The 14,921-nt window shown below is 72.3% G+C and carries 14 protein-coding genes; 10 read left to right on the top strand and 4 right to left on the bottom strand.

Features of this window, described 5'->3' with window-relative positions; all coding sequences use genetic code 11:
* Nucleotides 1–323: 323 nt before the first annotated feature.
* The 5 genes from ACH41F_RS08530 (at nt 324) to ACH41F_RS08510 (ending at nt 5,402) form a co-directional block, all read left to right on the top strand.
* Complete coding sequence (locus ACH41F_RS08530; RefSeq protein WP_398833916.1) at nt 324–1,334, top strand: substrate-binding domain-containing protein; 1,011 nt, start codon at nt 324–326, stop codon at nt 1,332–1,334.
* A 67-nt stretch (nt 1,335–1,401) separates the two neighbouring features.
* The gene (locus ACH41F_RS08525) at nt 1,402–3,954 is read left to right on the top strand and encodes a nitrate- and nitrite sensing domain-containing protein (RefSeq protein WP_391233873.1); all 2,553 of its coding nucleotides are present in this window, start codon (nt 1,402–1,404) and stop codon (nt 3,952–3,954) included.
* Between the two features lie 96 nt (nt 3,955–4,050).
* Nucleotides 4,051–4,482 carry a roadblock/LC7 domain-containing protein gene (locus ACH41F_RS08520; protein ID WP_391233872.1) on the top strand — a complete coding sequence of 144 codons (432 nt, stop codon included), beginning with the start codon at nt 4,051–4,053 and terminating at the stop codon, nt 4,480–4,482.
* Nucleotide 4,483: 1 nt separating this feature from the next.
* Complete coding sequence (locus ACH41F_RS08515; RefSeq protein ID WP_391233871.1) at nt 4,484–4,840, top strand: DUF742 domain-containing protein; 357 nt, start codon at nt 4,484–4,486, stop codon at nt 4,838–4,840.
* Entirely contained in the window at nt 4,827–5,402 is a 576-nt protein-coding gene (locus ACH41F_RS08510; RefSeq protein WP_391233870.1) for an ATP/GTP-binding protein, read from the top strand. Before ACH41F_RS08515 ends, ACH41F_RS08510 begins: the two co-directional genes overlap by 14 nt.
* Before the next feature lie 103 nt (nt 5,403–5,505).
* Here ACH41F_RS08510 and ACH41F_RS08505 read toward each other — a convergent pair whose 3' ends face one another.
* A complete protein-coding gene (locus ACH41F_RS08505) occupies nt 5,506–6,465 on the bottom strand; it encodes a glycine betaine ABC transporter substrate-binding protein (protein ID WP_391233869.1) in 960 nt (319 codons plus the stop codon).
* A gap of 384 nt (nt 6,466–6,849) precedes the next feature.
* On the opposite strand from ACH41F_RS08505, the gene ACH41F_RS08500 reads away from it, so the two are divergent.
* The 4 genes from ACH41F_RS08500 to ACH41F_RS08485 are packed head-to-tail and all read left to right on the top strand — an operon-like array spanning nt 6,850 to nt 10,822.
* Nucleotides 6,850–9,321, top strand: a complete 2,472-nt coding sequence (locus ACH41F_RS08500; protein ID WP_391233868.1) for an ATP-binding protein — start codon at nt 6,850–6,852, stop codon at nt 9,319–9,321.
* Entirely contained in the window at nt 9,318–9,791 is a 474-nt protein-coding gene (locus ACH41F_RS08495; protein ID WP_046263351.1) for a roadblock/LC7 domain-containing protein, read from the top strand. The genes ACH41F_RS08500 and ACH41F_RS08495 overlap by 4 nt, the downstream gene beginning before the upstream one ends.
* Nucleotides 9,792–9,813: 22 nt before the next feature.
* Nucleotides 9,814–10,230, top strand: a complete 417-nt coding sequence (locus ACH41F_RS08490; protein WP_391233867.1) for a DUF742 domain-containing protein — start codon at nt 9,814–9,816, stop codon at nt 10,228–10,230.
* Nucleotides 10,217–10,822, top strand: a complete 606-nt coding sequence (locus ACH41F_RS08485) for an ATP/GTP-binding protein (protein ID WP_391233866.1) — start codon at nt 10,217–10,219, stop codon at nt 10,820–10,822. The genes ACH41F_RS08490 and ACH41F_RS08485 overlap by 14 nt, the downstream gene beginning before the upstream one ends.
* Here the strand turns inward: ACH41F_RS08485 and ACH41F_RS08480 are convergent.
* Genes ACH41F_RS08480 through ACH41F_RS08470 form a run of 3 tightly spaced genes read right to left on the bottom strand, consistent with a single transcriptional unit; the run spans nt 10,819 to nt 13,378 of the window.
* Nucleotides 10,819–11,484, bottom strand: a complete 666-nt coding sequence (locus ACH41F_RS08480; protein ID WP_391233865.1) for an ABC transporter permease subunit — start codon at nt 11,482–11,484, stop codon at nt 10,819–10,821. The genes ACH41F_RS08485 and ACH41F_RS08480 overlap by 4 nt on opposite strands.
* On the bottom strand, nt 11,481–12,227 hold the full coding sequence (locus ACH41F_RS08475; RefSeq protein WP_391233864.1) for an ABC transporter permease subunit: 747 nt from the start codon (nt 12,225–12,227) through the stop codon (nt 11,481–11,483). Before ACH41F_RS08475 ends, ACH41F_RS08480 begins: the two co-directional genes overlap by 4 nt.
* The gene (locus ACH41F_RS08470; protein ID WP_391233863.1) at nt 12,224–13,378 is read right to left on the bottom strand and encodes an ATP-binding cassette domain-containing protein; all 1,155 of its coding nucleotides are present in this window, start codon (nt 13,376–13,378) and stop codon (nt 12,224–12,226) included. The genes ACH41F_RS08475 and ACH41F_RS08470 overlap by 4 nt, the downstream gene beginning before the upstream one ends.
* A 455-nt stretch (nt 13,379–13,833) precedes the next feature.
* Between ACH41F_RS08470 and ACH41F_RS08465 the strand changes: the two genes are divergently transcribed.
* Nucleotides 13,834–14,916: a hypothetical protein gene (locus ACH41F_RS08465; RefSeq protein WP_398833910.1), complete on the top strand. Its 1,083-nt coding sequence runs from the start codon at nt 13,834–13,836 to the stop codon at nt 14,914–14,916.
* Nucleotides 14,917–14,921: the final 5 nt, after the last annotated feature.

The raw sequence follows: 14,921 nt of genomic DNA, 5'->3' as shown, positions 1-14,921 counted from the left end.
GTGCGATGACCGGGCGACGCCCACCCGGCGGCCGGCAGCCGTGCGGTCGCCGAACCTCGGACCGTCCCGGTTGGGAACGTGGCGAGGGCGCCAGGGCGGAAGGGTGGAAGGTGTGAAGCCTTACCACTGGTCCGCACCTGAACATCACGAAGCGGCAGCGACAACTCACCGAAAGTCGCTGCTCACTTGACTACCGATGGCCCCACACGATTGGCTCCGGCCAGTGAGAGTCACCCGGACGGTGTACGACGCGCCGAACCTCCTCCGGGTGCCCCCTCTCGCCGTTCCTCCAGCTCGGCCGCACAGCGAGGTGCCGCACCATCATGATCACTCCTCCCCCACCTCCCGCTCCCCACAGACGTGTTGCCGTCCTGGCCGTCGCCGCCGCCGTCTGTCTGCTCGCGGCCGGCTGCTCCGCCTCCGGTGGCACCTCCGACTCCAACACCGGCTCCGTGGGCGCGGCGGGCGAGGCCGGGCTGAGGGTGGCTCTGATCACCCACGCCCCCGAGGGCGACACCTTCTGGGACCTGGTGCGCAGGGGCGCCGAGGCGGCGGCGGCCAAGGACGGCATCGAGTTGACGTACACCGGTGATCCTGACGCGGCCGGGCAGGCCGAGCTGGTGCGGGACGCGGTCCGTGAGAAGGTCGACGGCATCGCGGTCACCCTCGCCAGACCGCACGCCATGCGCGGTCCGGTCGCCGCGGCCAAGGCGGCCGGCATCCCCGTGGTCGGCCTGAACTCCGGTATCGACTCCTGGCGGTCCGGCGGCCTGCTGGAGTTCTTCGGCCAGGACGAGAGCCTCGCCGGCCGGGCCGTCGGGGACAAGCTGGACGACCTCGGGGCCCGGCACGCGCTCTGTGTGATCCACGAACGCGGCAACGTCGCCCTGGAGGCCCGCTGCGCCGGGGTGAAGAAGACCTTCCGCGGCGAGACCGAGAACCTCTACGTGGACGGCACCGAGACCAAGGCCGTCTCCGCCGTGCTCACGGCCCGGCTGCGGCAGGACGCGACCATCGACGAAGTCGTCACCAACGGGGCGCAGTTCGCGCTCACCGCGGTCGCGTCCGTGAAGGAGGCGGGCAGCGGGGCACGGGTCGCGACGTTCGACCTCAACAAGGACCTGGTGAAGGCGGTCAGGAGCGGCGCCGTGCAGTTCGCGGTGGACCAGCAGCCCTACCTCCAGGGGTATCTCGCCGTCGACTCGCTGTGGCTGTACCGGACCAACGGCAACGTCAGCGGCGGCGGGGTGGCACCCGTCCTCACCGGACCGGCGTTCGTGACCAAGGCGAACGTGGAGACGGTGGCGAAGTTCGCGGCGGGCGGCACGCGCTGACCGAACGGTTCACCTCCGCCCCCGTTCCCCACCCACCCCCCTCCCTGCTCATCGCCTAGGACGACGAATGTCTCCACGGACCGGTGCACGGCGCCGTCTCGGCTCCATACGGCTCTCCCTGATCCTGCTGGCCCTGGTGCCCGGCCTCACGCTCACCGCCCTGTGGGGCATGACGACGACGCAGATGTTCGCCGAGGGTCTGCGCCTGCGCGGACAGACCGAGTTGAGCCGGTCCACCGGCGCCATGGGCACCGACGCCACGCTCGCCCTCCAGCGGGAGCGCAGCCTCTCCGCGGCCCTGCTCGCCTCGCCGCGCGGCTCCCGGGCGGCGCTGGACGCGCAGCGCGAGGAGACGGACAAGGCGGTCGCCAAGCTGGTCGGGCAGTCCGACGCGATCGCGAAGGCACCCTCGCGCATCTCGGACCGGCTGTACTCGGTGCTCGGCTCGGTCACCAGCCTGGAGTACTACCGGGACCAGGTGGACGACCCCACCGACATCACCCCCGGCCAGGTGCTGGACCACTACAGCGCGGTCATCGACGACCAGGTCCACGCCTTCCAGGAGCTCTCCCAGGTCGACGACGGCGACCTCACCTCGCAGGCCGGGCCGCTGGTCGCGCTGGAGCACGCCGCGGAACTGGTCTCGCAGGAGGACGCCCGGCTCACCCTCGCCTGGCCGACCGGACACCTGAGCGAGAAGGAGTGGATCGCGTTCGCGCAGCTCGTCGACGCCCAGCGGTGGCTCGTCGAGGACCAGATCGTCCCGCAGTTGACCGGCGACGCGAAGGTCCAGACCGAGCGGATCCTGCAGAGCGCCGAGTGGCGCACCCTGAAGGGCATCGAGGACCAGGTGCTCGCCGCCCGGGCGGCGGCCCCCGGCGGCGAGGTGGCGCTGCCCGACGCGCAGAAGCAGTGGACGGCCGCGCTGGACAAGGTGGCCGCGGCCTACACCCGGCTGATCCAGGAGCAGACGTCCGGGCTGCTCGACCGCAGCGCCGACAAGGCGGACAGCCTGCTGGTCACCGCCGCCTCGCTGAGCGCCGGCGGGCTCCTCGGCCTGCTGGTGTGCGTGGGCGTGTCCTGGCGGATCACCCGGTCCCTGTCCCGGCGGCTGAACGGACTGCGGGAGGCCACCCTCAGCCTCGCCGAGGAGCGGCTGCCCGACGTGGTGTCCCGGCTGGAGCGGGGCGAGACGGTCGACGCGGACCTCGCGGCCCCGCCGCTGGACTACGGCGGCGACGAACTCGGCACGGTGGCACGGGCGTTCAACAAGGCGCAGCGTACGGCGGTGCACACCGCGATCGAACTCGCCGACACCCGGCGCGGCTTCCAGAAGGTGATCCTCGGGATCGCCCGGCAGAGCCAGAACCTGGTCAACCTCCAGCTCACCAAGCTCGACGCGCTGGAACGCCGGTACACCGACCCCGAGGTCCTCAAGGGCCTGTACGAACTGGACTCCACGGCCAGCCAGTTGCGCCGGTACGAGGAGAACCTGGTCGTCATCAGCGGCGAGCGGCCGGGCCGCAGCTGGCAGGATCCGGTCGCGCTGATCGACATCCTGCGCAGCGCGGTGGGCGAGGTCGCCGAGTACCAGCGGGTGGAGGTGCACACCGAGGAGGAGGTGTGTCTCGCGCCGCCCGCGGTGGCCGATGTGATCCATCTGCTGGCCGAGCTCATCGACAACGCGACCGTGTACTCGCCCGCTCCGGCGCCGGTCACGGTGCAGGCCGCGTCGGTGGCCAAGGGCCTGGCCGTCGAGGTCGAGGACCGTGGTCTCGGGATGTCGGAGGAGGAGTACGCCTCCCTCAACGCCCAGTTGGCGGTGCCCCCGAAGTTCGACGTGGTCGCGCTCGCCGACGATCTGCGTCTCGGCATGTTCGTGATCGGCCGCCTGGCGACCCGCCACGGCATCACGGTCACGCTGCGTCCGTCGCCGTACGGCGGCACCACGGCGATCGTGCTGCTCCCCCACGAGATCGTCGTACGCGACCCCGCGGGCACCCCGGACGAGACTCCCGGCTCCCCCGCACCCACCGGTTCCGGAGTCCCGGCCCGCCTTGAAGACAGGGACGCGGACACGCCCTCACCGGCCGGGTCCGGCGCCCGCACCGCCGACCTGCCGAGCGGCACGGTGGCCGCCGCGGACGCCGAAGTGCCGCCGGACGCCGGGCTCGTGGGCCGGGTCCGGGCCCTCGCTGCCGCGGGTCGCGCCGAGGGCGACGGACAGGCGCGGGAAGCGGGACACCCGGGGCGGGAGGCCGGACAGTCCAGGAGCGAGGCCGGACACCCCGGGCGGCTGCCCGGGCTCGCCCCGCTGCCCCGCCGCGTCCCCCAGACCAGCCTCGCCGTCGAACTGCGCGAGGACGCCGCGCCCGCCGAGCAGGACGGCCACGACGACGACTTCACCGCGGAACGCGCCGCCTCCTCCCTCGCCGGCTTCCAGCGCGGCACCTCCCGCGCACGGGACGAGGAGGCGGGAGCGTCCCCCGCCGCGGCGGAGCCGGAGAACCCCGGCACCAACCCGTCCGCCCCCGCCGAAGCGCCGTACGGTCGAAGGGACGCGCCCGGCCCCGGACGACCGGGCGCCCCTCTCCCCCCGCCGCCGCCCGGCGACCGCTGACCACCACGTCACCGCCCCTCCGCCTCACCCACCACCCACCACCCGCCGCCCGTCACTTCACCGCCTCACCGCCTCACCGCCGACGAAGGACACCTCATGACGCGCCCCACCCCCGCCACCCACACCCAGCTCGACCAGCTGCTGACCGGACTCGTGGAGCGGGTCGCCGATGTGAACCACGCCGTCGTGCTGTCCGAGGACGGGCTGGTGGTCAGCAAGTCGACCGGGTTCCTGCGGGACGACGCCGAGCGGCTGGCGGCCACCGCGTCCGGGCTGATGAGCCTGAGCAAGGGCGTCAGCATGGACTTCCGCGGCGGCCCGGTGCGCCAGGCGCTGATCGAGATGGCGCACAGCTATCTCATCCTGACCTCGGCCGGGCCGGGCGCCCACCTCGTCGTGCTCACCAACCACGGCGCGGACGTCGGCGTGGTGGCGTACCAGATGAACATGCTGGTGAAGAAGATCGGCGAGCACCTCAGCGCGGCCCCGCGGGCGGGCGTCGGCCCCACCGCCGACTCCGGCAAGTGAGGTGAACGCAGGCGACACGGCGGGCCGTCTGGTCCGGCCGTTCGCCCTGACCGGTGGCCGCACCCGACCGAGCCGCTCCGACTTCACCCTCATCTCGACGGTGACCGCGGTGGACCCGCCACCGGCCCGGGCCCCCCGTCCGCAGCCGGAGCATCAGCGCATCCTGCGCCGCTGCGCCGAGCCGATCGCCGTCGCGGAGCTCGCCGCTCTGCTGGACCTTCCGATGAGCGTGATCGTGATCATGCTCTGCGACCTGCTGGAGGCGGGCCGGATCACGGTGCGGCCGCCGCACCCGGTCACCGCCACCGTCGACCTGGACCTGCTCCAGAAAGTGAGGGACGGCCTTGGCCGACTCTGACACCATCGCCCGATCGGCCCCCGACACGGTCAAGATCCTGATCGCCGGGGGTTTCGGCGTGGGCAAGACCACCATGGTCGGCTCGGTGAGCGAGATCGCCCCGCTGCGCACCGAGGAGTCGTTGACGGCCGTGGGGCTGGGTGTCGACGACCTCGACGGCATCGAGGAGAAGAAGTCCACCACCGTGGCCCTGGACTTCGGCCGCATCACCATCAGCCAGGACCTGGTCCTCTATCTGTTCGGTACGCCCGGCCAGCAGCGGTTCTGGTTCATGTGGAACGACCTCGCCCTCGGTGCGCTGGGCGCGGTGGTCCTCGTCGACGTGCGCCGCCCGGAGTCCAGCTTCGCCGCGATCGACTTCTTCGAGCGCCGCCGTATCCCCTTCGTCGTCGCCGTCAACGGCTTCCACGGCGAACACCCCTACCCGCCCGAGGAGATCCGCGAGTCCCTCGCCCTCCCGGACCACGTCCAGATCCTGCTGTGCGACGCCCGCGAGCGGGACTCGGCCCGGGACGTGCTGATCGCGCTCCTCGACCAGTTGATCGCCGCCGCGGAGGAGTAGGACCGCCAGGCGGCGGGCCGCACACGCCCATGAAAAGGCGCGGGTGCCCTCCGTGTCGGAGGGCACCCGCGCCCGGTCGTGCCTGGGGTACCGAGTGGTGCCGTCAGATCAGTCCGGCCGACTGGAGCCAGGCCTTGGCGACGTCCAGCGGGTCCTTGTTGTCGAGCTGCACCTGGGAGTCCAGGTCGAGGAGCGTGGCCGTGTCCAGCTTGGCGGAGACCGCGTTGAGCGCGGCGACGCCCTCCTGGGAGAGGCCCGACTTGTACGCGAGCGGCGTCACGTTGGCGAAGCCGAAGAGGTTCTCCGGGTCCTTCAGGACGACGAACTTCTCCTTGGTGATGGTCGGGTCCGTGGTGAAGATGTCCGCCGCCTGCACGGTGTTCCTCGTGAGCGCCGCCTGGGTCAGCGGGCCGCCCGCGTCGAGCGCCTTGAAGGACTTGAACTCCACGCCGTACACGGACTTCAGGCCCTTCAGGCCCTGCTGCCGGGTCTGGAACTCGGGCGAGCCGCCGATGACCAGCTCGGGCGCGGCGTCCTTGAGGTCGGCGAGCGTGGACTCGGCGGTGAGACCGTACTTCTTCGCGGTCGCCGCGTTGACGCTGACCGAGTCCTTGTTCTCGGCCGGCGAGGACTCCAGCAGTGTCAGCGACTTGTCGAGCTTCGCCTTCACCTCGGCGTTCACCGCGTCCGCCGACTTCTGCACGGCCTTGGGGTCGAGGTACGACAGCAGGGAGCCGTTGTACTCCGGCAGGACGGTGATGGAGCCGTTCTTCAGCAGGCCGTAAGTGGTCTCGCGGCTGCCGATGTTGGGCTTGTAGCTGACCTTGATGCCCTTGGCCCTGAGGGCCTCGCCGTAGATGTCGGCGAGGAGGATGCTCTCGGCGAAGTTGTTGGAGCCGACGACGACGGCGTCGCCGCTGCCGCCCTTGTCCTCCTTGAGCGGGTCGGAGGCGTCGTCGGAGGATCCGCATCCCGCCAGCAGGGCCGCGGTGGCGGCGAGCGCTACCGCGGCTGCGCCGGGATGCTTCCGGATGGACCTGCTGCGTGGGGTTTTGGAAGTCACGATTCCCGTTCCGGGCTGGGTGGACTGATGGGGAGCGAGCTCAGCGAGCGCACAAGCTCTGAGATGTGAACAAGCTCTGAGACTGATCCAATCCAGCCAGTTCTCGCATCGTCAAGTGCACCCTGGTCACCAATTGGCGTCAATGCGCGACCGGTTGTGAAAGTCCGGCAAAGCCCGTCATCCGGAGGCCTTCCGCTTGTAACGGATTCTTGACTCAGGGTGGCATGATCGATCTCCCGAGAAGACGGTAGTCTCCGGGTCGTTGGCGTTCGGACACACTGGCGTGCGGGTGCCCCACGGGTGCCGTTCCGCACCATCCCGAGTCGATCAGAATCGGTCACGTGAAGTCCTCGCGCGCGCCGACATCCCCCTGAAGGAGGCCTGGTGTCCACGAGCGAGACGGCGCCGCCGTCGGCCCCGGGGGGCATACGGGGCCTCGCCGACCGCCGGCCGTTCCGGCACAAGCTCAACGTGCTGGTCGGCGTCCCGCTGACCGTGGTCGCGCTCCTGCTCGCCTACCTCATCACCGACCAGGTCGGACGCTCCCGGGAAGCCGCCGACGCGGCACGCCTGGTGCGCACCAGCACCGAGGTCGCCACCCTGGTGGACCGGCTGGAGGCCGAGCACCAGCAGGCCGTCCTGCTCTCGGTGCGGCACGAGGCGACCAACGACGGCGGCACCCCCTCCCAGGCCCCCTACCGCAAGGCCCAGCTCGCGGTGGACACCCAGGTCGAGAAGGTGCGCGCCTCGTTCGGCGACCGCATCCCCGAGGACGAGGCCCGCGCGCTCAGGGACATCGAGGGCCTGGAGAGCCTGCGCGACACCATCGAGCGGGCGTATCTGCCCGCCGACAACATCGACCCGGCCTACACCAGTGCCGCCAAGGGCCTGATCGACGGTCTCGGACTCGACCGCAACGCGGCGCTCGCGGCCACCTTCACCGGCAGCCTGCTCGACTCGCTGCTGCGCGCCGACGCCGCCCACAGCTCCTTCGAGACCGGGGTGTTCTCCGCGACGACCGGTGACTCCAACGCGCTGATCGAGTTCATCGGCGCGATCGGCTCCTACGACGAGTACACCCACCAGGCCGACCGGTTCGCGCGGTTCGCCACCGAGGAGCAGGCCGAACAGCTCGCCGGGATCGAGCACAGCACCCCGCAGGGCGTCATCAACCGGCAGTACGCCGAGCTCCAGATCGACCCCAGCGCCCTGCAGGCCGACTCCCCCGCCGAGATCCGCCGCAGGTTCGAGGCGGCGCTCGACTCCTACCCCGCCTACCGCAAGCAGGCCGCGATCCGGCTGGGCATCACCACCTCGCTGATCGACCAGATCGCCGACCGCGCCGACCGCGCCTCCGCCGAGGCGCTGCGCAACGCCGTGCTGCTGCTGAGTCTCGCCGTGCTCGGCTTCGTCCTGTGGCTCGCGTTCTCGGTGGTGGTACGCCGTTCGGTGGTCCGCCCGGTGCAGGCGCTGACCCGCGCCGCGCAGCAGGTCGCCGAGGTCGCCGAGCGCGAACTGGCCCGGGTCGCGGCCGACGACGCCGAGGACGAGGGCCCGGCGCGGCTGCGGGAGATGCCGGTCACCGCCCGCGACGAGATCGGCGACCTCGCCGAGGCCTTCAACCACGTGCAGACCACCGCGGCCGCCCTGCTGGAGCGTCAGGTGCTCAGCCGCCGCAACGTCGCCGAGATGTTCGGCAACGTGGGCCGCCGGGTCAGCAACCTCACCACCCGGCAGCTGGCCCTGATCGATGCGGTGGAGCGCGGCGAGACCGACCCCGAGCTGCTGGAACGCCTCTACAGCATCGACCACATCGCGGTCCGGCTGCGCCGCAACGCCGACAGTCTGATGCTGCTCGCCGGTATCCGCGAGACCGTCCTGGACTCCGGGCCGATCGCCCTGACCAACGTCGTACGGGCCGCGCTCGGCCAGATCGAGGGCTTCCAGCGGGTCCAGCTGCTCGCCCGTACCGAGGTCATGGTGGCGCCCGACATCATCGGCGACCTGACCCTGATGGTGGCCGAACTCGTGGAGAACGCGGTGTCGTTCTCGCCCGCGGACAGCCCCGTCGAGGTGTTCGTGCAGAACACCGCCGAGGGCGCCGCGATCGTGATCTCCGACCACGGTCTCGGCATGGACCCCGAGCGGCTCGACGAGGAGAACGCCCGCATCGTGCGCCGCGAGCGCCTGGACCTGGTGCCCTCGAAGGTGCTCGGACTGTTCGTGGTCGGCGCGCTGGCCCGCCGCTGGGACATCGACGTCGCCCTGTCCCGCACCCCCGGCGGCGGTGTCACGGCCGAGGTGACGCTGCCGCAGTCGCTGTTGCGGACCGCGCCCGCGGTGGAGCGGGCGGCACCCGTCACCCCGGCGGCCGGCACCGACGACTCCGGCCCCCGCCCGGCGCGCACGGACGCCCTCCCCGGCGCCGAGGACCCCCTGGGCCCGCTCCCGCGCCGGGTGCGCCGCACGGAGGAGGAGACCCCGGCGGTCGCGGACGACGTGCCGTACATCCCCAGGGCCCGCGCCGAGGCACCGGCACCCGCCGACGGCACCCCGAAGAGCCCGGCTACCCCCGAGACTCCCGCGGCCTCCGAGACCGCCGAAGCGCCCGGCACCGCCCGCCCTCTGCGCCGCCGTGTGCGCGGAGCCACGCTCCGTACCACGGCCGACGCCGGCCGTCCGAGCGCCCGCCAGGCGCCCCGGCCCGCCGACGCGGAAGCCGTCCGCGCCGCCCTCGAGGAGTTCGAGGACGCGGTGGCACGCGCCCACCGCGACAGCGGCACGGACCCAGACCTGCACCCCACCACCCCCCGCAAGCAGGACCAGAACCACCTCCCGGAAGGAGCGGATCAGTGAGTACGTCGACAGGTGACACTCCGACGGGGAACACACCGGCCGAACTGAAGGCCGCGGCGGCCGACTTCACCTGGCTGTTGAATCGTTTCGCCACCGAGACCGCGGGTGTCGTGGACGCCATCGCCGTCTCCTCGGACGGGCTGCTGATCGCGGTCTCCGAACTGCGTGAGCACGCCGACTCCGAGCGCCTGGCCGCGATCGTCTCCGGCATCACCAGCCTCGCCGCCGGCGCGTCCGGCAACTACGGTCTCGGCGGCCTCAACAAGGTCATCATCGACCTGGAGGGCGGCCATGTCCTGGTCTCCGCGATCGGCAGCGGCGCCGTCCTCGGCGTGGTCACCGACAAGGAGGCCAAGCTGGGCAACATCGCCTACGAGATGACGCTGTTCGCCAACCGGGCCGGCAGCGCCCTCAGTCCCCAGCTGGTGCTGGCGCTGAAGAACAGCGTCGGCTCCCCGTCGGCGCTCTGACCGGGACCGGGACGCGCACGCCATGGCGGACGGCTCCTCGGTCCCGGGTCCGGACCCGGTCGGGCCCGCCTCCGCCGTGCGGCCGTTCCTGGTCACGGCCGGCCGGGTGGCGCCCAGCGCGGCCGGCCGGCCGATGCCCGTCGAGACCCAGGTGGTGACCACCGCCGAGGGTCTCGCCGCGCTCGACGGGCTCACCTTCGAGCAGCACGACATCGTCGCCGCCTGCCGCCGGCCGCAGTCCATCGCGGAAGTCGCGGCCCGGCTGCGGCTGCACCTCAACGTGGTCCGGGTCCTCGCCGAGGACCTGCGCGCGGAGGGGCTGCTGACGGTGCATGTGCCGGACTCCGACGACACGCATGACGCTTCCGTCCTGCGCCGAGTGATAGATGGCCTGCGCGCCATCCCCGACTCCCGGGGGGTACTCCGTGACTCCGACTGAACCGGCCACCCTGGACGGGTCCGCGCCGGCGGCCGCCGTGCGGCCACCCCTGCCGGTCAAGATGGTGATCGCGGGCGGCTTCGGCGTGGGCAAGACCACCGCCGTGAGCGCCATCTCCGAGATCGAGCCGCTGACCACCGAGGCGGCCATCACCGAGGTCGCGGCGGGCGTCGACGACCTCACGCACACCCCGCGCAAGACCACGACCACGGTCGCGATGGACTTCGGCTGCATCACCATCGACCCGACCCTGAAGCTGTACCTGTTCGGTACGCCCGGACAGGAGCGGTTCGGTTTCATGTGGGACGACATCGTCGAGGGCGCGATCGGCGGGCTGGTCATCGTCGACACCCGCCGCCTCGACGACTGCTACGCCGCCGTCGACTACTTCGAGCACCGCAGGATCCCGTTCGCGGTGGCCGTGAACGCGTTCGACGGCAAGGTCGAGCACACCCTGGACGAGGTCCGCTGGGCGCTGGACGTCGCGGACCACGTCCCGGTCCTCGTGTTCGACGCCCGGGAGCGGGGCTCCGTGCGGGACGCGCTGCTCGTCGTACTCGAACTGGCGCTGGCCCGCACGCAGCCGCACTAGGGCCTGCGCACCCCCTTGGACACCGCGAACCGTCCCGCAGCCCAGAACACGGCCAGGGTCAGCAGCGCCATCCCCGCGACGAGGGTGGCGCCGCCGACGACCTTCTGGTAGTCGCGCTGGTACAGGCCGTCCACGATGTAGCGGCCGAGCCCGCCGAGGCTGACGTACGCCGCGATGGTCGCCGTCGAGACGATCTGGATGGCGCCCGAGCGCAGTCCGCTGAGGATCAGCGGGAGCGCGGCGGGGAGTTCGACGTGGAGGAGGACCCCGGCCTCGCTCATGCCCATGCCCCGCGCGGCGTCCACCGAGGAGGGGTCGACGGTGCGCATCGCCTCGTAGGTGGTGACCAGGATCGGCGGTACGGCGAGGACGACCAGCGGGGTCATCACGTTCACCAGGCCGAAGCCCAGCAGCAGGGTCAGCAGGACCAGCAGACCGAAGGTGGGCAGGGCCCGACCGGCGGTGGCGATGAGGGACAGGGCCGTTCCGCCGCGCCCGTAGTGGCCCGTGACCAGGCCGACCGGCAGTGCGATCGCGGCGGCGATGAGAAGCGCCTCCAGGGTGTACTTCAGGTGTTCCGCCAGGCGCGTGGGGATCCCGTCGTAGCCGTGCCAATGGGCGCTGTCGCCGAAGAAGTTGCCGATGTGGGTGAGCAGGTTCACCGTGCTGCCCCTTCCAGGACGGGGGCGGGGCCCTCCCCAGGGGCTTCGCCGGGAGCTTGCCCGGGGGTCTTCCCGGTGGCCTTCCGCCGCTTGCGCCGCGGTCGGGGCATCCACGGCGTCAGCAGCCGGCGCAGCAGCACCAGCAGGACGTCGGCGAGGATCGCGAGGAGCGCCATGGACAACACGGCGTTCACGGCGAGTTCGGGCCGGTTGTAGATCGTGGCGTCGTTGAGCAGGTTGCCGAGGGCGCCCTGGTTGCCGATGAGGGTGCCGACGCTGACGAGGCTGACGCTGGAGACGGTGGCCACCCGCAGTCCGGCGATGATCGCGGGCACGGCGATGGGCAACTGGACCTGGGCGTACCGGCGTAGGGGTCCCAGGCCCATGGCCTTGGCGGCGGCGAGGGTCTCCGGCGGGACCGAGCGGACGGCGTCGACGACGGCCGGGACCAGCACGACGAGGCTGTAGACGGTGAGCGGGATCATCACGGTCAGCTCGGTCATGCCGGTGTAGTCGATGAGCAGCACGAAGAAGGCCAGCGAGGGGATGGCGTAGAGCACGGTCGTCACCCACAGCACCGGCGGGTACAGCCAGCGGAACCGCACGCACAGCTGGGCCAGTGGCAGGGAGATCAGCAGCCCGGCGAGCACCGGCAGCAGGGCCTCGCGCAGATGCAGCCCGACCAGGCCCAGCCAGCTGTGCTGGAGGTCGCTGGGGATGTCGAACATCCGGTCCCAGTTCATCCGGCGACCTTCTCGTCCGTACGGCCTTCGGTACGGCCGTCCGTCCGCCCCTGCGCGTGGGCGCCGCGGATGGCCTCGGCGATGGTCTGCTGGGAGACGACCCCGGCGACCCGCCCGTCGGCGTCCACGGCGACCGCCCAGCCGGTCGGCGAGAGGACCGCGCAGTCCAGCGCGGCCCGCAGCGAGTCGGTGCCCGCGACGAACGGGCGCCCGTGGGAGACCAGGTGGTCGACCGCGATGGAGCCGGCCGTCAGCGCGTCCGGCTCGCCCCAGCCGAGCGGCCTGCCGTCCGTGTCGGTCACGAGGAGGTACGGGGCGTCGGCGGTGTCGTGCTCGGCGATCCGTTCGGCCGTGGCGTCGATCGGGACGACCGGCGCCGTCGACAGCGGCAGCCCCGCGGAGGGGAAGAAGGACAGCCGGCGGATGCCGCGGTCGGCGCCGAGGAAGTCCTCGACGAACGCGTCGGCCGGGTGGGTCAGCAGTTCGGCGGGCGGCGCGTACTGCGCGAGCCGGCCGCCGGTGCGCATCACGGCGACCATGGTGCCGATCTTGACGGCCTCGTCGATGTCATGGGTGACGAAGACGATGGTCTTGCCCAACTCCGCCTGGATGCGCAGGAGTTCGTCCTGGAGTCCCTTGCGGACCACAGGGTCGACGGCGGAGAACGGCTCGTCCATGAGCAGGACCGGCGGGTCGGCGGCGAGCGCCCGGGCCACGCCGACGCGCTGCTGCTGGCCGCCGGAGAGCTGATAGGGGTACCGCTTGGCGAGCGAGGCGTCGAGGCCGACGCGTTCCATCAGGTCGCGGGCGCGGTCGCGGGCCTTGTCCTTGCTCCAGCCGAGCAGCCGGGGCACCGTGGCGATGTTGTCCACGATGGTGCGGTGCTGGAAGAGGCCCGCGTTCTGGATGACGTAACCCATGGACCGGCGCAGGGTGTTGACCGGTTGCCGCTGGATGTCCTCGCCGTCGAGGAGGATGGTGCCCTCGGTGGGCTCGACCATCCGGTTGATCATGCGCAGGGTGGTCGTCTTGCCGCAGCCGGAGGGGCCGACGAGGACCGTGATCGAGCGGTCGGGTATCTCCAACGAGAGCCGGTCGACCGCCACCGTGCCGTCCGGGTATCGCTTGGTGACTGAATCTATCCGTATCAAAACGCCGAATACCCTTCGGGTCTGGCCGAGGTTGACCGCTTTCGGCCGGTGGGCGGGCCGTTCCGTGCGAGTCTAGACCGCCCGTGTTGCCGCACGTCGGCGGGCGTGTTGCGGCCCGGCGGCCGGAAAGCACTGTTGACCGGGCAGAGTGCGCGTACTGTCATGGAGTTCGCACGCATCCGACCGTCCCAGACGAGGAGCGCGACGTGAGTGAGTGGCACGGCCGCCCGGTGCGGTGCCCCGTCGCGCGTGGACCTGGGGCCCTTCCCGCCGGAGCGTGGCCGAGAACGGCGCGGAGCGACGACGACACGAGCGGGGACGCGCCCGGCGAAGACCGGTGCGCCGGGCCGCGCCGCACCCCGACCGGCCACCCGGGGGGACCGGGACGGCCGGGCACCGGTGTCCACCACGGTACGGCTCGCCTGTCCACCCTGCGCCGGGCCCGGTGACCGGCCGTGGTCTCCGGCGGATCGGCCGCGGGCGGCGGTCCCCGAACCCCTTCCTCGCTCCCCGCTCGCCCCGGCTTCGACCCGGCGGTGCTGGCCCGGGGGCGGCAGCTGCTGGCGCTCGCCGACGACGCCCGGGGCCGTGACGCGGCCGACGAGGCACGGACCCTGGCCCTGCGCGCGGCGGCGGACTTCGAGAGCGGCGTACGGCTCTCCGGCCGGCACGGCGTCCCGTCCGCGGTGCGCTGCCGGGCCCTGCTGGACCTGGCGGAGGCGCGGGCCGTCGCCGCCGGCGACACCGGTCACCCCGGGGTCCTGGAGGCACTGGAGCGGGCGGTGGAGGCGGTCCGCGACCAGGGCACGGAGCTGCTGGTACCGGCCCTGCGCCGGCTGGCCGAGGCGCACACCGCCCGCTACCGGCACACCGCCGAGCCGGCCGAACTCCTCGCCGCCGACCGCCTCTTCACCGAGGCCGAGCAGTTGCTGGACCGGGACGACCCGGAGCGGGCGGAGCTGCTGGCGGGCCGCGGCGAGGTGCTGGTGGCCCGCGCCGAGCACGGCGACGGGCTCGGCGTGGCCACCGACGCCGTACGGGTGCTGCGCGCGGCGCTGGCGCTGACGGCCGACAGCGACCCTCATCTGGCCGACCGGCGGCTTCTGTTCGGCCGGGCGCTGCGTCATCATCACGGCGCGGGCGGAACGCCGACCGATCTGCACGAGGCCGAGTGGGTGCTGGCGCGTGCGGCCCGGGGCGCGCGCGACGACCGTACGGCGGCCCTGGCCTGGCTGGAGCGCGGCGATGTGCTGCTGGCCCTGGCGGGCGGCTCCGGGGCGCCGGAGTGGCTGGACCTGGCGGCCGAGTCGTACCACCACGGCGTCCGCAGCGCCGACCGGGCCGGTGAACCGCTGCTGGCCGCCCGGGCGCACCACCAGCGCGGGGTGGTGCTGGAGCGGACGGCGGGACCCGGGCACGCGCTGGAGTCCTACCGGGCGGCCTGGACGCTGTGGCAGCGCGCGGGCGCGGCCCGGGGACCGCAGGCGCAGTCGACGTTCGAGCGCATGACCGCGCTCGCCGGAGCAGGGGGACGGTGAAGGGG

It is taken from the genome of Streptomyces sp. NPDC020489 (assembly GCF_044386545.1).
Lineage (GTDB): Bacteria > Actinomycetota > Actinomycetes > Streptomycetales > Streptomycetaceae > Streptomyces.
Note: the sequence above shows the minus strand (reverse complement) of the source record. Positions and strands in the feature narration are given on the sequence as shown.

Coding starts and splice junctions, on each gene's coding strand:
- ACH41F_RS08475 (WP_391233864.1), bottom strand. CDS start 12,227: ATGAACTGGGACCGGATGTTCGACATCCCCAGCGACCTCCAGCACAGC.
- ACH41F_RS08525 (WP_391233873.1), top strand. CDS start 1,402: ATGTCTCCACGGACCGGTGCACGGCGCCGTCTCGGCTCCATACGGCTC.
- ACH41F_RS08490 (WP_391233867.1), top strand. CDS start 9,814: ATGGCGGACGGCTCCTCGGTCCCGGGTCCGGACCCGGTCGGGCCCGCC.
- ACH41F_RS08530 (WP_398833916.1), top strand. CDS start 324: ATGATCACTCCTCCCCCACCTCCCGCTCCCCACAGACGTGTTGCCGTC.
- ACH41F_RS08520 (WP_391233872.1), top strand. CDS start 4,051: ATGACGCGCCCCACCCCCGCCACCCACACCCAGCTCGACCAGCTGCTG.